21 protein-coding genes and 1 pseudogene are annotated in these 21,981 nt (G+C 60.4%); 10 read left to right on the top strand and 12 right to left on the bottom strand.

What is annotated here, in order from left to right:
* The first annotated feature begins 14 nt into the window (after positions 1-14).
* From AB5I78_RS11760 to AB5I78_RS11745, 4 genes are all read left to right on the top strand, one after another.
* Positions 15-1,406 carry an MFS transporter gene (locus AB5I78_RS11760; RefSeq protein ID WP_369303372.1) on the top strand — a complete coding sequence of 464 codons (1,392 nt, stop codon included), beginning with the start codon at positions 15-17 and terminating at the stop codon, positions 1,404-1,406.
* A gap of 548 nt (positions 1,407-1,954) precedes the next feature.
* Positions 1,955-2,248 carry a fructose-bisphosphate aldolase gene (locus AB5I78_RS11755; RefSeq protein WP_200625150.1) on the top strand — a complete coding sequence of 98 codons (294 nt, stop codon included), beginning with the start codon at positions 1,955-1,957 and terminating at the stop codon, positions 2,246-2,248.
* 276 nt (positions 2,249-2,524) lie between these two features.
* Positions 2,525-3,016 carry a GNAT family N-acetyltransferase gene (locus AB5I78_RS11750; protein WP_369303371.1) on the top strand — a complete coding sequence of 164 codons (492 nt, stop codon included), beginning with the start codon at positions 2,525-2,527 and terminating at the stop codon, positions 3,014-3,016.
* 18 nt (positions 3,017-3,034) lie between these two features.
* A complete protein-coding gene (locus AB5I78_RS11745; protein WP_369303370.1) occupies positions 3,035-3,460 on the top strand; it encodes a GNAT family N-acetyltransferase in 426 nt (141 codons plus the stop codon).
* Here AB5I78_RS11745 and AB5I78_RS11740 read toward each other — a convergent pair.
* Positions 3,447-3,944: a hypothetical protein gene (locus tag AB5I78_RS11740; RefSeq protein WP_369303369.1), complete on the bottom strand. Its 498-nt coding sequence runs from the start codon at positions 3,942-3,944 to the stop codon at positions 3,447-3,449. The genes AB5I78_RS11745 and AB5I78_RS11740 overlap by 14 nt on opposite strands.
* A 3-nt stretch (positions 3,945-3,947) precedes the next feature.
* Positions 3,948-4,487 (bottom strand): N-acetyltransferase family protein, encoded by a 540-nt coding sequence (locus AB5I78_RS11735; RefSeq protein ID WP_369303368.1) that lies wholly within the window; start codon positions 4,485-4,487, stop codon positions 3,948-3,950.
* A gap of 154 nt (positions 4,488-4,641) precedes the next feature.
* Between AB5I78_RS11735 and AB5I78_RS11730 the strand changes: the two genes are divergently transcribed.
* The gene (locus AB5I78_RS11730) at positions 4,642-5,535 is read left to right on the top strand and encodes an AraC family transcriptional regulator (RefSeq protein ID WP_262209076.1); all 894 of its coding nucleotides are present in this window, start codon (positions 4,642-4,644) and stop codon (positions 5,533-5,535) included.
* Here the strand turns inward: AB5I78_RS11730 and AB5I78_RS11725 are convergent.
* Positions 5,477-6,064, bottom strand: coding sequence for a LysE family translocator (locus AB5I78_RS11725; RefSeq protein WP_145165802.1), 588 nt, complete (start codon positions 6,062-6,064; stop codon positions 5,477-5,479). The two genes, AB5I78_RS11730 and AB5I78_RS11725, sit on opposite strands and share 59 nt — an antisense overlap.
* Before the next feature lie 232 nt (positions 6,065-6,296).
* On the opposite strand from AB5I78_RS11725, the gene AB5I78_RS11720 reads away from it, so the two are divergent.
* Complete coding sequence (locus AB5I78_RS11720) at positions 6,297-6,884, top strand: TetR/AcrR family transcriptional regulator (protein WP_369303367.1); 588 nt, start codon at positions 6,297-6,299, stop codon at positions 6,882-6,884.
* On the opposite strand, the pseudogene AB5I78_RS11715 reads toward AB5I78_RS11720, so the two are convergent.
* Positions 6,881-7,018, bottom strand: a pseudogene (locus AB5I78_RS11715) (winged helix-turn-helix transcriptional regulator); the annotation flags it as partial. The gene AB5I78_RS11720 and the pseudogene AB5I78_RS11715 sit on opposite strands and share 4 nt — an antisense overlap.
* A gap of 33 nt (positions 7,019-7,051) precedes the next feature.
* Positions 7,052-7,936 carry an NAD(P)/FAD-dependent oxidoreductase gene (locus AB5I78_RS11710; RefSeq protein WP_369303366.1) on the bottom strand — a complete coding sequence of 295 codons (885 nt, stop codon included), beginning with the start codon at positions 7,934-7,936 and terminating at the stop codon, positions 7,052-7,054.
* Positions 7,937-8,080: 144 nt separating this feature from the next.
* Between AB5I78_RS11710 and AB5I78_RS11705 the strand changes: the two genes are divergently transcribed.
* Positions 8,081-8,518: an Rrf2 family transcriptional regulator gene (locus tag AB5I78_RS11705; RefSeq protein ID WP_119735419.1), complete on the top strand. Its 438-nt coding sequence runs from the start codon at positions 8,081-8,083 to the stop codon at positions 8,516-8,518.
* 4 nt (positions 8,519-8,522) lie between these two features.
* On the opposite strand, the gene AB5I78_RS11700 is transcribed toward AB5I78_RS11705, so the two are convergent.
* The 3 genes from AB5I78_RS11700 to AB5I78_RS11690 all read right to left on the bottom strand — a co-directional run bounded on the left by AB5I78_RS11700 (position 8,523) and on the right by AB5I78_RS11690 (position 12,252).
* Positions 8,523-9,968 carry a mechanosensitive ion channel domain-containing protein gene (locus tag AB5I78_RS11700; RefSeq protein WP_369303364.1) on the bottom strand — a complete coding sequence of 482 codons (1,446 nt, stop codon included), beginning with the start codon at positions 9,966-9,968 and terminating at the stop codon, positions 8,523-8,525.
* 135 nt (positions 9,969-10,103) lie between these two features.
* Positions 10,104-10,970 (bottom strand): pirin family protein, encoded by an 867-nt coding sequence (locus AB5I78_RS11695; RefSeq protein WP_369303363.1) that lies wholly within the window; start codon positions 10,968-10,970, stop codon positions 10,104-10,106.
* Positions 10,971-11,046: 76 nt separating this feature from the next.
* The gene (locus tag AB5I78_RS11690) at positions 11,047-12,252 is read right to left on the bottom strand and encodes a multidrug effflux MFS transporter (protein WP_369303362.1); all 1,206 of its coding nucleotides are present in this window, start codon (positions 12,250-12,252) and stop codon (positions 11,047-11,049) included.
* A 100-nt stretch (positions 12,253-12,352) separates the two neighbouring features.
* Between AB5I78_RS11690 and AB5I78_RS11685 the strand changes: the two genes are divergently transcribed.
* From AB5I78_RS11685 to AB5I78_RS11675, 3 genes are all read left to right on the top strand, one after another.
* Positions 12,353-13,459, top strand: coding sequence for an efflux RND transporter periplasmic adaptor subunit (locus AB5I78_RS11685; RefSeq protein ID WP_262209066.1), 1,107 nt, complete (start codon positions 12,353-12,355; stop codon positions 13,457-13,459).
* A 2-nt stretch (positions 13,460-13,461) separates the two neighbouring features.
* Positions 13,462-16,545: an efflux RND transporter permease subunit gene (locus tag AB5I78_RS11680; protein ID WP_369303361.1), complete on the top strand. Its 3,084-nt coding sequence runs from the start codon at positions 13,462-13,464 to the stop codon at positions 16,543-16,545.
* Between the two features lie 110 nt (positions 16,546-16,655).
* A complete protein-coding gene (locus tag AB5I78_RS11675; RefSeq protein WP_369303360.1) occupies positions 16,656-17,003 on the top strand; it encodes a hypothetical protein in 348 nt (115 codons plus the stop codon).
* A gap of 969 nt (positions 17,004-17,972) precedes the next feature.
* Here AB5I78_RS11675 and AB5I78_RS11670 read toward each other — a convergent pair.
* The 4 genes from AB5I78_RS11670 to AB5I78_RS11655 form a co-directional block, all read right to left on the bottom strand.
* Entirely contained in the window at positions 17,973-19,202 is a 1,230-nt protein-coding gene (locus AB5I78_RS11670) for a M20/M25/M40 family metallo-hydrolase (protein WP_369303359.1), read from the bottom strand.
* 48 nt (positions 19,203-19,250) lie between these two features.
* Positions 19,251-20,309, bottom strand: coding sequence for a diguanylate cyclase (locus AB5I78_RS11665; protein ID WP_145165811.1), 1,059 nt, complete (start codon positions 20,307-20,309; stop codon positions 19,251-19,253).
* An 89-nt stretch (positions 20,310-20,398) separates the two neighbouring features.
* Complete coding sequence (locus AB5I78_RS11660; RefSeq protein WP_369303358.1) at positions 20,399-21,031, bottom strand: LysE family translocator; 633 nt, start codon at positions 21,029-21,031, stop codon at positions 20,399-20,401.
* Positions 21,028-21,867, bottom strand: coding sequence for a sugar phosphate isomerase/epimerase family protein (locus tag AB5I78_RS11655; RefSeq protein WP_369303357.1), 840 nt, complete (start codon positions 21,865-21,867; stop codon positions 21,028-21,030). The genes AB5I78_RS11660 and AB5I78_RS11655 overlap by 4 nt, the downstream gene beginning before the upstream one ends.
* Positions 21,868-21,981: the final 114 nt, after the last annotated feature.

Raw genomic sequence — 21,981 nt, 5'->3', positions numbered from 1 at the left:
ACTGGAGTATTCAGATGACCACAGCAACAGAGATAGAACAGCACCGTTCCAAGCAAGCCAAGAAAGCAACGGCGAGTGGTTGGATCGGCTCTGCTTTGGAGTACTACGACTTTTTCATCTATGCCCAAGCAGCAGCGTTGATTTTTCCACAGATCTTCTTCCCCTCAACCGACCCTAAGATCGCCATCGTTGCGGCTATGGCAACATACGGGGTTGGATACATCGCTCGCCCTATCGGCGCATTCTTCTTAGGTCATTGGGGGGACACCCGTGGCCGCAAGAACGTACTGCTGGTGTGTATGTTCCTGATGGGATTCGCAACCTTGGCGGTTGGCCTGCTACCAACTTACCAACAAATTGGTATCTGGGCACCCACCATGCTCGTGGTGCTGCGACTGGTTCAGGGGTTTGCTGTAGCGGGGGAGATATCAGGGGCCAGCTCTATGATCCTGGAGCATTCGCCGCAAGGCAGACGGGGATACTTCGGTAGCTACACGCTTCAAGGGGTGCAAGCAGGCCAGGTTTTTGCCGCAGCAATCTTCCTGCCTCTGGCCTATTTCATGTCCGATGAAGCCTTCAACAGCTGGGGCTGGCGTATTCCATTTCTTCTCAGCGCGGTAGTGCTGATCGCTGGGTTTATCATTCGCAGGGAGGTTGAGGAGCCCCCAGCATTCGTAGAACAAACACTCAAGGCTGAAAAACTGGAATCGCCGATAGTTGGCGCCTTCAAATACAGCTGGAGAGGTATGCTGATTGTGGTGGGCGTTTCGTTGATGAACGTCATTCCGGTCATTACGACTGTGTTCGGAGCGGCTTACGCTGTGCAACCTGCATACGGCATCGGCTTCGATAAAAGTGTTTACCTTTGGATTCCTGTAGTTGGCAACATCGTGGCCGTGCTCTGTATTCCTTTTGTAGGCAATCTCTCTGACAAGATCGGTCGCCGACCGCTGATCATTGCAAGCGCCTTTGGTTGCGGGCTGATGTCCTTTGCATATCTCTACGCAATAAGCGTGCATAACCTGCCGCTTGCTTTCGCTGCATCATTGCTGATGTGGGGAATAATCTACCAAGGCTACAACGCGGTGTTCCCATCTTTCTTCCCAGAGCAATTTGAAACGCGCTACCGGGTATCTGGGATGGCCATTTCGCAGAATAGCGGGCTGTTCATCACTGCGATGCTACCCGCTTTGTTTGCCCTGATCGCAGGCCCTGGCACAGCCAACATCCCGCTGATCGTAGGTGGAATCGCCTGTGTCTGCACGCTGCTGGCTGGTATCGCAGCATGGTGCGCACCAGAGACATCTCGAACGCCTACAGCAGACCTCGGTAAGCGAAACGCTCAAACAGTAGACGCCAAATACCATCAGCTACGCCAAGCTGCCATAAAAATCACAAAGAATTGAATCGGGTATGGCAGCGTTTGCATGCAGTGAGTGCGAAGACTGCTTTTGGCCGTTTGCGGCCGTTAACGTTGACGAACCCTCGGCTATTTTCGCCCGGTAGCGCTAGTAATCAACCAGCCACATTCCGCCAATAATGTGCGCAATCTTGCTGACAAACGTCGAAGAAAAAGACTGACTAAATAGAGCGCAAATGGATGAGCACGTCCGCGATCCAGCCAAGATTTCCTAAATGATGGATGGGTGAAATTGATGGCTCGAGGTGTGACATATCCTCCGGGTTGCGCCCTAACCAGTGTCGCATTATAGTTCGGCCCGTCGTCGACCCAGGTCAGCGACAGGGTTTCGCAGCCCTAAAACTATTACCAGTACCGTCAAACCCGACGCAGTCGATTCACGGCTGCCTCTCGTTTTATGGCGGTTGTGCGTGGGAGGCCTTCGGGTCTGCCGGGTTATGGTAATAGTCCCCCGGTCTGCGAACCCGCGCACAGCTGCCACCCATTTGTTTCGCAGCATAAGGTGGCAATTTTTCTTTTTTAAGGACTATTACCATGACTACTCAACACCCGCCCCGCCGCTTCACCCCCATGTCCCAAACCGCAACCGAATACCCTGTCCTCCTCATCGACAGCGACGCCCCGCTCAGCGAGCTCCACGCTTGCGCCAGCGAACGACTCAACGCCGCCCTCGCCTACCTGCACCTGATGGCCTGCTCCAATGTGTCCGACTATGCCGAGCACGACATCAATACCGTCGCCAATACCGCCAGGATCATGGTGCAGGATGTGGCAGATGTGTTTTCGGTGATTGAGAAGCGCGGGTTTGATGTGCCTGCTGTGGCTTGATGAAAGGTGAGTTGTGAGAAAACCCGCTTCGGCGGGTTTTCTGGTTTTCGGCGGTCGGTTCAAGCCCACCTTTTTTTGTGGTGAGCGGGCTTGCCCCGCGTTGGGTTGCGCAGCAGCCCCGAAACCAGTCCCTCAATTTGCCTGGCGTACCGCGTTTGTTTTGACTGGGGCTGCTTCGCAGCCCAACGCGGGGCAAGCCCGCTCGCCACAATCCGTGTCAGGCAGTTGATGTTTCTTTATGATGTGGCCTTTCGCTTAACATCCCAGGAAATCCCCATGCCTGCCCTCACCTTCCGTAACGCCCTCCCCGCCGATGCCGCGCGCTGCTTTGACATCGAAATCAGCGCTTACGAAGGCGATGAGGCCGCGACCCTGGAGAAAATCGCTACGCGCATTGCGCAGTACCCCGAAGGCTTTTTGATCCTGGAGGCGGATGGCGAGGTGGTGGGTTTTATCAACTCTGGCTGCGCCCATCAGGTGGTAATGTCGGACGAGGCGTTCAAGGAGTTGGTGGGGCATTCGGGCGAGGCGCCGAATGTGGTGATCATGTCGGTGGTGGTTGACCCGGCGCAGCAGGGCAAGGGCTATTCCAAGCTCTTGATGACCGAGTTTGTGCAACGCATGCAGGCCATGGGCAAGCAGACGATTCACTTGATGTGCAAGGAGCAGCATGTGCCGTTGTACACGCGCATGGGTTACAGCTATGTGCAGCCTTCGCCTTCTGACCATGGCGGGATGGCGTGGCATGAGATGGTGATGGCGCTCTAACCAAGGGAGTTTGCGGTGATGACTGCTTTGCGTATTGAAATCAGCGACCAGCCCAACCCCGACGCCGAGCGCCTGCTCGGCAATGGTCTCGCCGCGTTCAATGAAGCGATCACCGGTGCCAACGACCGCCAGCCACTGACGGTGCTGGTCAGAGATCCGGACACCCGGCAGATCCTCGGCGGCATCACCGGCAAAACCTCCTTGGGCATGGCCTTTCTCGACCTGTTCCACTTGCCCGATGCCCTGCGCGGCTCGGGCCTGGGCAGCCAATTGCTGCAAGCCTTTGAAGACGAAGCCCGGCGCCGGGGTTGCTTGAGTGCGGTGCTGTACACCCTCAGTTTTCAGGCACCGGCGTTTTACCAGAAGCAAGGGTGGGTGCGGTTTGGCGAGGTACCGTGCATGCCTGCGGGCAGCAGCCGGGTGTTTTTGTCTAAGGCGCTTTGATGGCTTGCCAGTCGAGGCCGGCAAAGTGTTGCGTGAATTCGAGTAGCTCGCGGTCGATGGCTTCGGCATGCCCATGCACCCCGCTATCCGCCAGGCCGTACGCATCATCAAAATACCCGCACGCCTGCAGGGTGCCGGGTAAGTCGTAGCCTGACCGGACCCATAGGCGATAGATGCCCTCGGCCAGGCGTCGCCCGAAGGCGGGGTCGCGGAGAAGTCGGCTGTGCGCAACCGACAGCACATAAGGCAGCATTTCGTCTTCGGCCATGGCCGGCGCGGCGACTTGCAATAGCTGCCACATGACCTCCTCGCGACTCGACCTGGTCATGAGCGCGAGTTCTATCAGCGCATACGGAGGGTGCTGCAGTGTCGCCAATGTCGCATCCGCCCATTGAATCACCGCTGCCACATCGATAACGCCGATGTCCAGGGCACCCCTGAGGTAGGCGACGGTTACACCCAAGGCGGCTTCAGCCTCGCTCATCATTCACCCGCCTGCGCTCAGGGCTTTACCAAACAACCGGTTCTCGTGGGTTTCCCCCTGGAACGTATAGGTCGGCGAGCCCAGCAGTTCGTAGCCGCGCCGCGGGTAAAAACCCAGTGCCCGTTCATTGCCGACCCACACCGTGGCCCACAACAGTGAAGCCCCGGCCAGCGCTGCGTGTTGCTCGGCCGCTTGCAGCAGTTGATAGCCGATACCCCGGCCGGTGAAGCGCTCCTGGATGTACAGGCGTTGTAGCTCGGCAACGTTGGAGGATGGAAGCATTGCGTGCTCGGCGCGCAGTTTGATTTGAGCAAAACCGACGAGGTGGCCGTTGGTTTCTGCCACCACCAGAGCACTGCCGGGTTCGGTCATCAGCCGCGAGATGGTAGCCGGCGCAAAGACTTGCAGCGCTTCGGTGGCGATGGCGCTGCGAATGCCTTCGGTCGCGTAGGTGTCGAGAAATACCTGCATGCCCAGCACGCCGATGCATAGGGCATCCTGGGGGCTGGCAGCGCGAATCTGGATGGGCGAAGACGATGTCATGTGCGGCTCTAGGGCTGAAAACGGCGTGAGCAGGGTTTTAGCATAAATGGACCTTGGCCGGCGTATTCCATACGCCAATGGGACTTCCAGGCTGACGGCCCTGGCGGTCTGTGTAATGATCGCCCTTCGTTCCTCAAGGGATGGAGCCACCGCCATGTCGCTGAACACCTCTGCTGACCCCGCGCAAGCGCCGCGCTTCTGGCGTGATGAGCGTTTGCCGTTCATCGAAGCACGGACCATCGCCGACGGGCGCAAAGTCACTTATACCCGTCACGCCCACGAGCATTTTTCCATCGGTGCGATTACCACCGGGCGCAGTTATTACCACTACGGCGCGCAGACGTTTGAAATCAGCGCTGGCACTGTGGTGTTGATGAACCCCGGCGATGTGCATGCGTGCAATCCGATCTACGACCAGCCTTGGTCGTATCACATGATTTACCTCGACACGCCTTGGCTGACCGACCTGCAATACCAGCTGGGTTTCAGTACCGATCAGGGCTATCGGCCGTTCAACACGCCCCACACCCGCGACCCGGTGCTGTTCAACGGTCTGATCGAGCTGTACGCAATGCTGTTGGATGAGCACGCCGAACTGCTGCAAAAACAGAGCGCGCTGGTGAGTTTTTTTACCGAGGTGCAGCAGCGTTTGAACCCTTCGTTAACGCCGGTGCGGGAGATCAACCACAAGCTGGAGCGCGCCGCCGAGTACATCCGCGCGCACTGCACCGAGGCGTTGAAGCTCGAAGAGATTTGCCTGGCGGCCGAGCTGTCGCCGTCGTATCTGATCCGTGCGTTCAAACAGTATTACGGGCTGACGCCGCATGCCTTTCTGGTCAACCGGCGTATCCAGTTTGCCCGCACGCAATTGCGCAACGGCGAGTTGATCGCTGACGTGGCGCTGGCGGCAGGGTTTGCCGACCAGGCGCATTTTCAGCGCGCGTTCAAACAGCATTTCGCTGCTACGCCGGGGCAGTACCGCGACTTGCTCAAGCCATCAGCAAATAACCCACACTGGCCACCAGCAACGCGGCCATTGAGCGGTTGAACAGGCGTACGCCTTGCGGGTTGCTCAGGTAGCGTCGCAAGAACGTCCCGGCGTATGCCCAGCACGCCACCGACAGGTAGCAGATCACCAGGTAGAGCGCCGCAAACAGCCACACTTGGCCCGCGTCGCCGTCCGCCACAAACAACCCCATCCCTGCCACGCAGGCCAGCCAGGCTTTGGGGTTGAGCCATTGCATGATCGCGCCGTAAAGCATCGACGGCGCGGTGGCGGTGCCGTCGGCGTCGAGCCGGCCATCGTCCACCGCCAACTTCCAGGCCATGTACAGCAAAAACGCGACACCGCCCCACTGGATCAACTGGGTCAGGATCGGCCAGCGCACCAACACTTCGTGCAGGCCCAGGCCGATCAGCACCAGCAGCAGGGTGAAGCCGACGGCGGCGCCGAACACGTGTTTCTGGCTGGCGGCAAAGCCGAAGCGCGCGCCGGAGCTGAGCGCGACCACATTGACGGGGCCCGGCGTGATGGAGGTGGCCAGGGCGAAGGCGGCCATGGAGAGGATCAAGCTCATTGCGGTTCCTTTTTGTTATGCCAAGCGAAGATGGCACCACGGTAAACGACCCACTGAATGCGGTATTGAACAAAATGCCCCTGGGCCTTGGATGCATTGATCCATTACCCGCGGTGCAGGGCCCGGGTTTGTGCAATGCCGCACTGTTGGGCTTCCTCGACAGCAAATAGACCCTGTACCCTGTCGGCGCGCGCCAATTGCGCGCCCACAATGACCCGCCATCAGGACGCTAATGCCCAACCCCATTCCCCGCCGGCGCGATGCCGCCGTCACCCGCGAAGCCATTGTGTTGTCTGCGCGCAAAGCGTTTGCCCTATCCGGCTACGATGGCACCGGGCTGGGCGACATCGCCGCCGGCGCGCGGGTCACCGTGATGCTCGTCAACCGCTACTTCGCCTCCAAGGAGCAGCTGTTTGCCGAGGTGATCACCCAGGCGCTGGCCAGCCCGTTCCCCCTGACGCAAGGCAACCTGAGCTCGGCAAATTTCGGTCGTACCCTGGCGACCGCGCTGGTCAGCATCACCGAAGCCGGCAGCACGCCGCTGGAAGGTTTCCTGATCATGCTGCAGTCGGCATCGAGCAAACGCGCCGCCATGATTGGCCGCGAGCACCTGGAAAATGGCCACCAGGCAACCCTGGCCGCCGCGCTCAAGGGCGCGCATCACCAGGAGCGCGCAGCGTTGATAATGGCACTGGTGTCAGGCGTTCAGGTGATGCGCCAGATGCTCGAGCTGTCGCCGCTGGCCAAGGCCGACCCGCAGGTGTTGATCGACTTGCTGACGCCCCTGTTCCAGCAACTGGTGGATGGCCAACCCGCCTAGCTCACCTGCGCGACGATGTCGTCAACGCCCAGCGCACCGTCATGCTCAGGCTCGGTGTGCGCCCCGCCCCATTGGGCCAACGTGACGAGCACCGGCATCAGCGCGCGGCCTTTGTCGGTCAGTTGATATTCACTGTGCGCCGCTGTCCACCGACAGCGCGGCCTACCTCACCCGTTGATCAACGAGAAGTGCGCGCCGACGCCGGCGCGTACGCCCTCGCCCACCGCCAGCGCTACGGAGCCGCCCGCCAGGGCGACATCACCACAGGCGAAGACGCCGGCCACCGAGGTCTGGCGCATGTCGTTGGTGTGCACATAAGCCCCGGTCGGGCCGTCGACCAACTCGCAGGCCAGGTGCTCGGCTAACGGGCTGATTCGGGTGCGCGACTGGGTGAACAGGCCGTCCAGCGCAATGACCCGCCCGTCTGCCAGTTCCACATCGGCGCGTTCGCCGCTGATGCGCGCAACCTGTGCGCGCTCCACCATCACGCCACGTCGATCCAGCTGCGCCTGTTGCTCGGCATCCGGGGTGAATACGCCATTGGTGAACAAGGTGGTGGCGCCCCAATCCGGCAACATCAGCGCGTGATGCATCGCCAATGCCGAGGTGGCCAATACGCCGATGCGGCCTTGATCGAGTTCATAACCGTGGCAGTAAGGGCAATGAAACACGCGTGTGCCCCAGCGTTCCTGCAGGCCTTCGAGGGTGGGTAGCTCGTCGACCACGCCGGTGGCGAGGATCAGGCGTTTGGCCTTGAACTCGCCATTGCACTGGGTGCGCACACTGAAACCGCCCTGCTGCGCGACGGCCGTCAACACGCTGTCCTGCACCCAGGTGACCGTCGGGTACTCCATCAGTTGGCTGCGGCCCTCGGCTGCGATGACATCGGGTGACTGGCCGTCCTGACCGAGAAAACCGTGGGAGGTGGCGGCAAACCGATTGCGCCGCTGACCGGCATCGATCATCAACACCTTGCGCCGCGCCCGCGCCAATTGCAGGCCCGCGGACAGGCCGGCATAGCTGCCGCCCACAATAATGACGTCGTGCACCATGAACGTGACCTCGTGTGTTGCGCACAGGGTTATCCGTGCGCTTTCACGACACACCATAAGTTACGTAAAAATACCGCGTCAAGCGTCTCGCAACTTTTCAGGTTACGAACGATACTTTGCGCCGACTCGACTGGGGATTATTTGATGAGAAACGACACCCGCCTCTCGCGCATGCTGCATGTGCTGATCCATATGGGCCGCCATGAAGAGCGCGCCACCTCGGAAACCATCGCGCAGATGCTCGGCACCAACCCGGTGGTGGTGCGACGCACCTTGGGGTTGCTCAAGGAAAAGGGCTATGTGCGCTCGGAAAAAGGCCATCAGGGCGGTTGGACGCTGGGCAAACCCTTGAGCGACATCACCTTGCTGGATATTCACAACGCGCTGGGCACGCCGTCGATATTCGCCATTGGCCTGTCCACCGACCACCCGCAGTGCCTGGTGGAACAGGCCGTAAACGCCGCCCTGACGGACGCGTTCGACCAGGCGCAGGCGCTATTGATGGCGCGCTTGGGCGATGTAACGCTGGCGCAGTTGGCGGATGATTTTGACCAGCGCTACCGCGTCGCGATGGCGCCCTGAGTGCTTACAAGCCGCGATTGCGCAACCACTGCAAAAAGCCTTTTTTGACCGGCACCACCGGCGCTTCCTGGGTCATGGCCTGCGCTGCGTGCACGCGAAAATCCAGCAGCGCCTTCATCGCTTCGCTGATGTCATGCCGCGCGTCCAGGCAGGGTTTGAGGTATTCCTTCTCGATGCGGTACAGGGTGCAGAAAGTCTTGGCGGAAAAGTCCGCCAGCGTCGCCTGGTCGGACAGAATCCCCGCCTCGCCAATCACTTCGCCCGGCCCCATGCGCCCGGCTTCGAATTTGTGACCGCCCTTGATCAGCATCACCGAGACCACGCCGGACTCGACGATAAACAAATGATCGCTGACCTCCCCCGCCGGCAGGATCATCTCGCCAGCGCGATAGGTGTGCAGCGTCATGTTCTGGCTGAAGGTGTCCTTCTCCTCCTGGCGCAGCGTGGAGAAAATCGACGAACGCTCCAGCAACGCGCGTGCGCCGGACAACGCCGGCGGCGCGCCGCTTTCGGTGGCGGACAGCAACCCCACACCCGCCGCCTGCAGGTGCCTGAAAGCCAAATCGTAAAGCTGGTTGCGCACTTCGCGCTTGAGGGTCATGGCCGGCACAAAGCCGCTGATTTCGTACTCGACGCCGCCACTGGCGGAGGTCTTGAACGCCACGCTTGGCGCGGGGTTGGCCAGCAGCGGCCGGCACCCTTGCATGGCGCGCTCGAGCGCCTCGATCACGATTTGCGGGCGCGCATGCGGGCTGACTTGCAGGCTGACGGCCAGGCCGAACATGTCGGCGGGGCGTGAGAAGTTAATGATCTTGGCCTTGGCCGCCAGGGAATTGGGGATCACCGCCATGCTGCCCTGAGAGGTTTGCAGGCGTGTGGCACGCCAGTCGATATCGGTGACGCGGCCTTCGGTGCCGTCGATGGAGATCCAGTCATCCAGCTGATACGGCTTGGTGGTGTTGAGCACGATCCCGGAAAACACGTCGCTCAAGGTGCTTTGCAATGCCAGGCCGACGATGATCGCCACCGCGCCGGAAGTGGCGAGTACGCCCTTGACCGGCAGGTCGAGCACGTAGGCCATGGCGGCGATGATCGCGATCAGGAAAATCACCGCGCCCATCAAATCCTGCAGCAAGCGCCCGCCATGGCCGACCCGTTGCATCATCACCGCACCGAGCAATACCGTCAGGGTCCGTGCGGCGAACAGCCACCAGCCGATCTGCAAGGCAGTAGCCGCCAGGTGCAAGGCGGTGTTGTCGGTATAGGGTGCCAGTTGCATGGGGTTCATGCCGTCGTTGAACAGCACGGCGCTGTACACGGCAAAGATTGCCAACCGCGCCGCCAGCTTCCAGTTGGCGAGGTTGACGGAAATAAGCCGCCACACGGCAATGTCGATAAAGATCAGCGCCACGGCGCACAACATCGGGTGATCAGCGATAAATGAGGGCATCCAGGCGACTCCAGGGCGAATGCTCAGAAGATCGCATGAATCGGGAAGGCAGCAAACAAAATGTATTGGGAGGGCTTGCTGTGGCGAGCGGGCTTGCCACAGCAAGCACGCTCCCACAGGTTTTGCGGTGTGCAGTCAGGCGTGCATTTGCCCGAAACGACCGGACTGGTAGTCGGCAAATGCCTGGTGGATTTCCTGCTCGGTGTTCATCACAAACGGGCCATGGCCGACGATGGGTTCATCAATCGGTTCACCGCTGAGCAGCAACACCTTGGCATCGTCATTGGACTCCAGGGTGAGTTGATCACCGTCGCGTTCGAACAACGCCAGTTGCCCCTGGCGTGCCACTTCCTCGCCATTGACCAGCACGGTGCCACGCAGGATCACCAGCGCAGTATTGCGCCCGGCGTGCAGGTCCAGCGTGACCGCTTTACCGGCGTTGAGCCGCAAGTCCCACACGTCTATCGGCGTGAACGTACGCGCCGGCCCTTGAGTACCGGAAAATTCACCGGCGATCAGGCGCAATTGCCCGGCGTCATTGGCCAACGGCAGCACCGGAATGTCGCCGTCAACGATGGTCTGGTAACCGGCGTCGGCCATTTTGTCCTTGGCCGGCAAGTTGACCCACAGCTGCACCATTTCCAGCGCCCCGCCGCTGCGGGCAAAGGCTTCGGAATGGAATTCTTCATGAATGATGCCTCGCGCGGCGGTCATCCACTGCACATCGCCGGGACCGATCGTGCCGCCGGCGCCGGTGGAATCACGGTGCTCGACTTCGCCGTCGTACACGATGGTCACGGTTTCAAAGCCGCGATGCGGGTGTTGGCCTACACCGCGACGTTGTTCGGTGGGGCTGAAATCGGCGGGGCCGGCGTGGTCCAGCAACAGGAATGGGCTGATGTGCTTGCCCATCGCGTCGTAGGAAAACAGCGTGCGCACCGGAAAGCCGTCACCGACCCAATGGGCGCGGGGGCTGGTGTAGATGCCGATGATTTTTTTCATGGTGTACCTCCAAAGTGCCTACACCATAAGTCCGTCGGCCTCTGAACACTAGCCGGCAAAAGCAGCCCTGATCGTCCTACGTATAGGACAGTCCCTTGACCGGACGTTGGCGCAGCAGGTGGAACGCGACAAACGCCAACACCGCAAAGCTGGCCTCGATGACGATCATCGGCGTGGCACTGCCATCGCGCAAATGGCTCAGCAACAGGCCGCTGCAGGTCGCGCCAAACATCTGCGAAAACCCCATCAGCCCAGCGGCTAGGCCCGCACGGTGCGCGTTGGGCATTACCGCGCCCGTGACCGAGCCGGGGAGCACCAGGCCACCGCCCAGGGTCACCAGTGCCACCGGAAGGTCCAGGCCCAGCACCGACAGGCCGAACAGCTCGTAAATCAGCACCGCCGATAGGCCGCCGATGGCCACCAGTGTCACGCCCATCGCCACAATCCGCTGCGGCCCCAGGCGCATGATGTTGCGCCGGGTGTAGGTGGAACCGACGATCAGCATCGACACAATCACGCCAAAATTGATGCCGTATTCAAGGCTGCTGAAACCCAGCAGGTTGATAAACACTGCCGACGACCCCGCAATCACCGAGAACATCGCACCATAGGTGCACGCCAATGCCACGGCGTACGCCCGGTATTGACGGCCCTTGAGCAAATCCAGGTATTGCCCGCCGAGGGTACGCCAATGGCCGGCCGTGGGATCGAGGTATTGGTTGCTCTCGCGAAAGAACAGCACAGCCAACACCAGCACCACACTGCCGATGATCAGGGCCAAAACAATTGGCGCGTGCCAGCCCAGCAGCTTGATCAGCAGCCCGCCGATCATCGGCGCGACGACAATGGCGTAGAGCATGCCGATCATGGTCAGCGCCAGGGCCGGCCCCGCTTCGGCTTGCCACACATCACGCACCACGGTGCGCGCCAACACCAATGCGGCGCAGGCGCCGAGGCCTTGCAACACGCGGGCGGCAATGAATTGGCCGATGTCGTTGACCAGCAGCATCGCCAAGGTCGCCAGCACATACAGCGCCAGACCGCCGATCAGCACCGGACGACGGCCGATCCGGTCCGACAACGGCCCGAACAGCAACTGCCCGAGGCCGAATGCAGCAACAAACGCCGACAACGCCATCAGCGCCGAACCGGCTGGCGCCGCCAGCGCCTGCTCGATGGCGCCAAGGCCTGGGATGATCAATTGAGTCGACACTTCACCCAGCGCCGTAAGGGCCACCAGTAAAAACAACAAGCTTCGCGAGGGGGCCGGGGCGTTTGCCATGGGGAGTATCCGGGGGCTGGATTAATTTATATTTCGACCATAATATGCGTAAAAAATTATGTCCATAATTTTTTATTCACTGGTTATCCCGGAGCCCGTCATGACCCCTCTTCCCCTGCGTCTTCTCACGCCTTTAGCCCTGTTGATCCTCCTCGGCGGCTGCAACAGCAAGGCCGACACCGCCGCCGAAGTACCGCCGCCCCGCCCCGTGCTCGCGGCCAAAGTCGAAGCCGCCGGCACCCAGCAAAGCGCCTACACCGGCGTGGTGGCTGCGCGCACAGAAAGCGACCTGGGCTTCAGGGTCAGTGGCAAGGTCATAGACCGCAAGGTCGACCCCGGCCAGCATGTTTCCCGTGGCGATACCTTGCTGGTGCTGGACATCGGCGACTTCGAGCTGGCCCTGCGCTCGGCCAAGAACCGCGTGAACGCGGCCCAGGCGCAAGTGCGCCAGCGCCGCGATGATGAAAACCGCTACCAGCGCCTGGCCAGCACCGGCGCCGTGTCGCGGCAGATTTTCGACCAGTCGGCGACCAACCTGCGCGTCGCCGAAGCCGAGCTGGCTTCGGCGCAATCGGACGCCAGCCAGATCGAAAATCGCCGCACCTACTCGGTGCTCAAGGCTGACGGCGACGGCATCATCACCGACGTGCGCGTGGACCGCGGCCAAGTCGTCGCCGAAGGGCAAATCGTCGCGCGCCTGGCCCATGACGGCGCTCGCGAAGCCATCGTCAACCTGCCGGAAAACCAACGCGACCAAGCCTCACAAAAAGCCTTGGCGTTCCCCTTCGGCGCGCCGGACCAGGCCGTGACTGCCACCCTGCGCGAGCTGTCCGCCAGCGCCGACCCGACCACCCGCACCTACCGCGCGCGCTACGTGTTGCACGGCGCCGTTGACCGTTTCGCCCTTGGCTCGACCATCACCGTCCGCCTGCAAGGCGATGGCCAGGCCCAGCAAACCCGCGTGCCCATCGGCGCGTTGCAGGACGCCGGGCAAGGCACCGGCGTGTGGCTGATTGGTGCTGATGACACCGTCAGCTTCGCGCCCGTCAAAGTCGCCAGTCTCGGCCAGGAAGACGCCCTGCTCGACAGCGGCCTCACACCCGGCCAGACCATCGTCGCCCTGGGCGCGCACTTGCTGCACAGCGGTGACGCGGTACGCCTGCTGCCCGCCCAGGTACTGGCCCTCAATCGCAAACAGGACCACTGAGCATGCGCGGCATCAACCTCTCCGAACTGGCGGTGAAACACCGCGCAGTCACGCTGTTTCTGATCATCGCGATCCTCGCCGCCGGCATCTTCTCGTTCGGCCAACTGGGGCGCGCCGAAGATCCTTCATTTACCGTCAAGGTCATGACCATCACCGCCGCCTGGCCCGGCGCAACCGCACAGGAAATGCAGGAGCAAGTCGCCGACCGCCTGGAAAAGCGTCTGCAGGAACTGGACTACTACGACCGCGTCGAGACCATCGCCCAGCCGGGTTTTGTGTCGATGCGCATGACCTACAAAGAATCCACGCGCCCCAGTGAAATCCAGGACCTGTTCTACCAGACCCGTAAAAAACTCAGCGATGAAGCGGCGAAACTGCCCAAAGGCGTAATCGGGCCGTTCTTCAACGATGAATATTCCGACGTGTATTTCGCCCTTTACGCACTGGAAGCCGAGCACCTGCCACATCGCCAGCAAGTGCAAATGGCCGAAGAACTGCGCCAGGGCTTGCTCAACCTGCCGGGCGTGAAAAAGGTCAACATCCTCGGCGAGCAGGCACAGCGGATCTTTGTCGAGTTTTCCTACGAGCGCCTGGCTACCCTGGGCATCAAGCCCGATCAGATCTTCGCCGCCCTCGCCGCGCAGAATGCGGTAGCGCCATCGGGCTTCGTCGAAACCGCCGGCGCCCGCGCCTATATCCGTATCGACGGCGCCTTCGACAGCCTCGCGCTGATCGAAAACGTGCCGCTGGAAGTCAACGGTCGCGTGCTGCGCATTGCCGATGTGGCCACCGTCAGCCGTGGGTATGAAGACCCGCCCAGCTACCGGATTCGCCATCAGGGCGACCCTGCGCTGATGCTCGGCGTGATCATGGAAAAGCACTGGAACGGCCTGGAGCTGGACAAAAGTCTCAAGGCCCAGGAAGCCAACATTCAGGCCGGTCTGCCGCTGGGCGTGAACTTCGCCAAGGTCTCCGACCAGGCAAAAAACATCAGCCTGGCCGTGAATGAATTCATGCTCAAATTCTTCGTCGCCCTGGCCGTGGTGATGGTCATCAGCCTGCTGGCGCTGGGCTTTCGCGTGGGCCTGGTGGTGGCCGCCGCAGTGCCGCTGACCTTGTCCGTGGTGTTTGTGATCATGCTGCTGACCGGGCGTGAATTCGACCGTATTACCCTGGGCGCGCTGATTATTTCCCTGGGTTTGCTGGTGGACGACGCGATTATCGCCATCGAGATGATGGTGGTGAAACTGGAGGAAGGCTTCGACCGGATTCACGCCGCCACCTTTGCCTGGAGCTCCACCGCCGCGCCGATGCTGACCGGCACGCTGGTGACGATCATCGGCTTTCTGCCGGTGGGTTTTGCGCGCTCGGGCGCCGGGGAATATGCCGGCAACATTTTCTGGATCGTCGGCTTTGCGCTGATTTCATCCTGGCTGGTGGCGGTGGTGTTCACACCGTACCTGGGCGTGAAATTGCTGCCGCAGATCAAACCGGTGCCGGGCGGCCACGACGCCATTTACGCCGGCCGTTACTACCAGAAACTGCGGAATGTCGTCCAAGCCTGTGTGCGCAGGCGCTGGTGGGTAACTGGCTTGGTGATGGCGGCCTTTGTGCTGTGCGGTTTAGGGATGGGCGTGGTGAAGAAGCAGTTCTTCCCCAATTCCGACCGTTCCGAACTGATCCTTGAGGTGTACATGCCGCCCGGCAGCGCGTTCAAAAGCACCGAGGCGGTAGCGGCGCAGCTGGAGAAAGCCCTGCTGCAAGAGCCACAGACCAGCCTGGTCGACACCTATGTGGGCGGCGGCGCGCCACGCTTTTTCCTGTCGCTGAACCCCGAGTTACCCGACCCAGCGTTTGCCAAGCTGATTGTGCAAACCCCGGACTCGCATGCCCGCGATGCGCTAAAGCTGCGCATGCGTGAGCGCATAGCGGCCGGTGAATTCCCGGCTGCGCGCGTGCGTGTCACGCAATTGCTGTTCGGCCCGCCCGTGCCGTTTCCCGTGGTGTTTCGTGTGTCCGGGCCAAATGTGGATGTGCTGCGCGGGGTGTCCGAAGATGTGCGTCGCATTGTCGCCGCCAACACGCTGACCAAGGACGCCTTTCTCGATTGGGGCGAGCGCACCAGCGGCTATCGCCTGGTGCTGGATCAGGACCGCCTGCGCCTGCTGGGTTTCACCCCCAACGAGGTCAAATCGCAGCTCAATGCCTTGCTCAGCGGCAACTCGATCACTGAAGTGCGCGAAGGCAATCGCACCGTCTCCGTGGTCGCTCGCGCCCAGGGCAACCAGCGCGAAGACCTCGGCAATCTCAACAATATGACCCTGACCAACAGCGCCGGCACCTCGGTGCCGCTGGCCCAGGTCGGGCATTTTCAGGCGGTCATGGAAGAGCCGATCCTCAAGCGCCGCAACCGCGCAAGCACTGTGGAAGTGCGCGCCGACATCATCGACGGCGTACAACCGCCCGACGTGGAAATGGCCGTGTACAAAGACCTGCAACCGCTGATCGCAAAGCTGCCGGCCGGTTACCAGATCGACATCGGCGGCCCGGTGGAAGAAAGCGCCAAGGCCAATGTCGCGCTGGCAGCGCTGTTCCCGATCATGATCTTGCTGACCCTCACCGTGATCATGTTCCAGGTGCGCTCGTTCGGCGTAATGTTCATGGTCTTCGCCACCGCGCCCCTGGGCCTGATCGGCGCGGTGCCGACCTTGCTGCTGTTCAACCAGCCGTTCGGGTTTAACGCGATTCTGGGCTTGATCGGGATTGGCGGCATCCTGATGCGCAACACGCTGATCTTTACCGACCAGATCCGCCAGAACCAGGAGCACGGCATGGCGATTCGCGAAGCGATTATCGAAGCCACCGTGCGCCGCGCAAGACCGGTGATTTTGACGGCACTGGCGGCGGCCCTGGCATTTATCCCGCTGACGCTGTCGGTGTTCTGGTCGTCCCTGGCTTATGTGCTGATTGGCGGGGTACTGGTGGGTACGGTGTTGACACTGTTGTTCCTGCCGGCGCTGTGCAGTCTGGTGCTTGGGCGAGAGAGGACAAGGACTACCGAAACCTCCCACGCAACACCCGGATAAGCTCTACAGATACCACCTGAAAACCTCGGCAAAGTCCTTCGCCTGATCACACAGTGCGAGGGATTGCTGATGGTTTTTTCCGTTAAAGCCCCGGTTATTAGGGCTGTCTTTTGATCGCCGCCACCCGCCAACACATTGGCCTTCTGGTACTGGCCGTGATGGATTCCGAGACGCGAGACGTCGAATCCGTTCTCAGCGATTTCAAACGCTGCCTCAATACCTACGAGCTCTGGGTCGAAAGCTACGTCAGCTTTTCGGCACTGGATGTCGATCAGGTCTTCAAAGTCGGGGATGAGGCGGCACTCGTCGCGCCGATCAACCGCTCCATCCTGCCCAGCTCGGCCGTTGCGGCCTGCACGCAAGTCGGCACCCTGACTCTGGTGCACATGTTCCATGGATTCCCGATTTGTACCCCTCGGCAACACGCCAGTGGTGTTGCAAACCATCGACTCCCATGAATGCCCTACTCGAACGACTTAAACACTATAAGAGAGAAGCAGCCTCTGAAAAACCAATACAAGACCATTAAAGACCTGCCCCTAACATTACATATACTTCGACAGCCTCGCAGCACACATACTTTCTACAGCGATAATCTGATTGGATCGCATGCATTTCTTTTGAGGGTGACATTTATTTTTCAAATCTATCATTTCCTCCAAACCCATAAAAATCAAACTATAATAATAGGACCCCGCAGATTGATTCGATCAAGAACAATAAAGACTCACTCCATAGAAAATTTGATCACCGATTATCTAGCGCGAGTGAAAAGCGCAACAGCTCTACTTGAGGACTCATTCGGAGTCAAAAATATCCTGGGTCTATGGCGCTCTAAAAAAATCCCCCAGCGAGGGCCAGTCACCGCCGGCGTAACCTACGAACTACATGGAATTGGTTGCTGTGTTTACTTATCCGAAATATGTATCGACTTTGATTACGGCCCTGACGGAAGAGTCGACGGCTTCGACGCATGGCGACTGTACATGTACGCGTGCGAGTTGCCACATAAATACAAAAAATACACCAATAAAGAATTCTTGGAACGCGAATTCACTGAGTACCTAAAAGAGGGAAAAGCCAAAAAAATCGAAGGGTCCACATCTAATTTATACTTTATACAGCCTTGAAAAGTGTTGAAAGACTACCTCTAAATAGACCATTCGATCTTTACCTGTGGCGAGCGAGCTTGCTCGCGTTGTGTTGCGCAGCAGCAGCCCCAACAAGGGCGACGCGGTTCTACAGCCAAGTCCGCGTCGCAAGTTTCGGGCCTGCTGCGCAGCCCAGCGCAGGGCAAGCCTGCTCGCCACAATAAGCCTTCTCATCACGATAAGCCTTCTCATCACAATAAGCCGGTTCATCACAACAAACCTACTCACCCGATACCCAGGTTCACCCTCAAAAAATGAGTGAACCCGGCGCCCCAATCATCGCTTCGAGAGCTCCATAATCATCCGGCTAAGCAGGTAAATCCGCGGCGCTACACTCTCCACTTCCGCATATTCCTCTGGGGTATGGATGTTGCCACCGACAATCCCGAACCCATCCAACGTCGGCGTTCCAACCCCGGCAGACAAACTGGCATCCGCTGCCCCGCCGCTGCCTTCGATGGTCAACTTACGCCCCAACTCCCCGTAAATCCCTTGGGCGATTGCGACCAACTTGTCCGACTCCGGCGTCTGCGGCATTGGTGGTAAACCGCGCAGCAAACTGGTCTTCACTTCGGTGTCCGGAATCAACTTATTCGCCGAAACACGGGCCAGGTCCTTCTCGATCCGGTCGAACTCTTCCGGCAATGCCGCACGTACGTCCGCCTTGGCCGTCGCTTGGTCGGGGATGACGTTGACGCGGTCGCCGGCCTTGAGCACGGTGAAGTTGATGGTGGTTTTCTTCTCTTCGTCGCCCAGTTTGCCCAGTTGCAGGATCTGGTGCGCCGCTTCCATCGCGGCGTTGCGGCCCAGTTCCGGGGCGACACCAGCGTGGGCGGCTTTGCCTTTGACTTCGACCACGGCGGTGGCGCTGCCTTTGCGCCATACCACCAGGCCGTCGGCTGGGCGGCCGGGCTCGAGGTTGAGGGTGACGTCGTGGCCTTTGGCGGTGGTGCGGATCAGTTCGGAGGCGGCGTCAGAGCCGGTTTCTTCGCTGGCGTCGAGCAGGAAGGTGATTTGTGCGTAGTCCTTGAAGCCCTGGTCTTTGAGCACCTTCAGCGCATAGATGCCAGCGACGATGCCGCCCTTGTCATCCATCACACCGGGGCCATAGGCGCGGCCGTCCTTGATGTGGAACGGGCGTTCGGCGGCCGAGCCCTCCTTGAACACCGTGTCCATGTGGGCCATCAGCAAAATCTTGGCTTTGCCGGTGCCTTTGAGGGTGGCGATCACATGGCTGTTGTTGGCGGCTTTGTCCGGCACCAGCTCGATGTTGAAACCGAGCTGCTTCAATTCGTCTACGGCAATGTCGCGCACTTGGGTCAGGCCGGGCTCGTAGCCGGAGCCCGAATCGATATTCACCAGACGCTCGAGCAGTTTCAGGGCGGGGGCCTTGTACTGTTCGGCACCGGCCTGGATCTGTTTGTGGGGTTCGGCGCTGTAGGCCGGCGCAGCGAAGGACAAGGCCAGGGTCGCGGCCAGGAGGGTACGGGAGAAGGTGAAGAGCATGGACCGATCCTTGTTTTTTTGTTGGGGGCGCGCCGACACCCTACCCCACTAGACCGATCGCAACCAACTCCCTTGCACTGAACTCACACGGTTGCGCCCGCTGCTCTTGGCCTCATACAACGCCTGGTCGGCGTCGTTGAGCCAACTGGTCGAATCCGCATGCGCAGGTTGATACGGCGCCAGGCCAATGCTCAAGCTGGCGCGCAGTGTCGGGTCTTGGGTGTACGCCAAGGCGTTGAAGCGATCGCGCAAGGCGTCCATCACTTCAGTGGCGCGGTGCAGGGGCATGTCCGGCAGGATCACGCAGAACTCATCGCCGCCATAGCGCCCGGCAAGGTCGGCGGTGCGCAGGTTCTGTCGCAGCACTTTGCTCAGTTGGCGCAACACGATATCGCCAGTGACGTGGCCGTAGGTGTCATTGATAGTCTTGAAATGGTCGATGTCGATCAGCGCAATGGCCGCGCCCACCTGCTCTGTGCGGCAGCGTTGAAATTCGATCTCCAGGTGGTCCTTCCAGGCACCGTGGTTAAGCAGGCCAGACAGGCTGTCGGTGCGGCTCAGCGCCAGCAACTCGCGTTTGTGCCGGGCGAGGGTCACGGCCTGGCGATAGCAGATCCAGCCCAGGGCCAGCGGGTACACCATCAGAATCGGCAAGCAGGCGTAAAGCTGGGTTTCAGTGGTGACGGCGATGAACGCCGGGGCGAACACCAGCAACGACGCGCCAACACCCAAGGCCTGCGCCACCCAGCCCGCCAGCATAAAGCGCGGCCCGCCAATGGCGACGTTGTTCATGGTCATCATCGACAGCGTGGTGACACTGGGCAGCGGGTTGAAGTGCATGGCACCGACCCAGAACCCGCCGCAAAAGGAATCAAACAGCAGGTTACGGCGCTCACTGCGCAGTGAGTTGCTGGCGCGGCGCGACCACAGATAGGCCATGTGCGGCCAGACAAAGGCGTTGATCAGCATCCACGCCCACACCCACAGCGGGGGATGCAGGGGAAACATGCCAAACACCACGCACACAAAGCCGAGCGTCAGCCCCAGCGTGCGCGACTTATACAACCGTGAAGCGAGCGGAAGTCCATTTCCTCCGGCGGTTGACATGGCTTGATGTGATCCTGGATGAATGCCTGGAGTCTATCAGGGCGACGTCAAATCGCCACTACCGCTCATAAGCCTGCGGGTAGCGCCCCTCAGTGCGAAAAACCGCGCGCCAGCATCAGCGCCACACCCAGCAACAGCACTGCCGTGACCCGTTGCAGCAACACCCGTCGCCTGGGGTTTTCCAGCACGTGCTTGATGCGCTGGCCGAAATAGCAATACAGGCAGCCGCTGGCAAACTGCAACGACAAAAAGGTAAGCCCGAGGATGGCGATATCTGCCGCGCGGCTGTGCCCTCCCGCCCCGGCAAACTGTGGGAACACGGCGCTGAACATGATGAGGGTCTTGGGGTTGGAAAACCCGGTCAGCAAGCCCTTGCCGAACAGGCTGCGCGCGCCCTGCGCGGCAGCGTCCCGGTTGATCGATACGCCGCTGCTGGTCCACTGCCGGTAGGCAAGGTAGAGGATGTAGGCCACACCCACCAACTGGAGGGTCTGGGTGATGGCAAGGTTGCCCTTGATCAATTCCGAAAAGCCCACGGCAAAGATCAGGATCGAGATCAGGTACGCCACACTGGCGCCGATCTGCGCCGGGATCGAGCTGCGCAGGCCGTCCTTCAAACCCAGGCTCAACAGCAACAGGGTCATCGGGCCGGGGCTGAAGGTCATGGCGGCGCAAAACAGCAGAAAGTAGAGAAACGAAGAAAGCGTCAACGTACTTGTCATGAGCCCAAACCCGGATTGGAAGAAACAACGGCGAAGGCGCGCGCCAACTCGGCCAGGGCGGCCTGCGCACTGTGGTGACAGGTTTCAAAGGCCACCAGGCCTTTCCAGTTCGTCTCGACGATAGCCTGCAGCACCTCGGCGTACACGCAGTTGTCGGCGTGGTGCCCCTCCTTGTGGTTGCTGAAGGAAATGCCCTTGATCAGCGCGGGGTACTTGCGCACCACTTGCGCGGGCAAGCCGCTGTCTAGGCGGGCGTGGCCGGCGTCAAGGAAGCAGTACACATTGCTGTGCGCTTGCAGGTGTTCGAACACAAAGGCGAATTGCGCTTCGTGGGTGAAAATCCGGTAGTTGACGTAGTTGGACAGACTCTCCAGGTAGATATCCGTCCCCTTGGCCTCGGCATATTGCGCCAGCTCCTTGACCGATTTGAGGTAATGCTCCAGGGCAATGTCCCTGGCCTCCAGCACCCTTTGCGGCCCGACGATGCAGCCGCCGTGGATGATCAACGGCGCGCCCAGACGGCTGGCAACATCGACCTCTCGTTCCACGTACTCCACCGCAGCCGCACGAAAAGCACCGACATCGCTGCCCAGCGGCGCCTTGAAGTTACTGTGAAATATCGGCTGAACACCGCTGACCGCAATCTTTTCCTGCAGGCGGGCGATGCGCGCATCAGTCCAGTCCTCGACTCTTTCACCTAACAGGCTGGCGTCGATGTACCAGTGGCTGTAGCCCCCTTCAATGGCGCTTTGCAGGCCCTTTTCGGCCCCCAGGTATTTATGCTGGGCCACCCCCAGGCAGAACGGCGCGCCGGGGTTGATCAGTTGGCTTTCCATCACGTAATCCCTGTCATTGATGGCCCGCAGTCTAGAGCGGCAGCCTTGCACAGGGCAGGTAAAGTGAGGCCTAATCCGGCCGAACTTTACCGGTAACAATGGCCGGTAAAATCA

Origin of the sequence: Pseudomonas sp. N2-3-1-14, from assembly GCF_041228395.1 — a bacterium.
Lineage (GTDB): Bacteria > Pseudomonadota > Gammaproteobacteria > Pseudomonadales > Pseudomonadaceae > Aquipseudomonas.
Note: the sequence above shows the minus strand (reverse complement) of the source record. Positions and strands in the feature narration are given on the sequence as shown.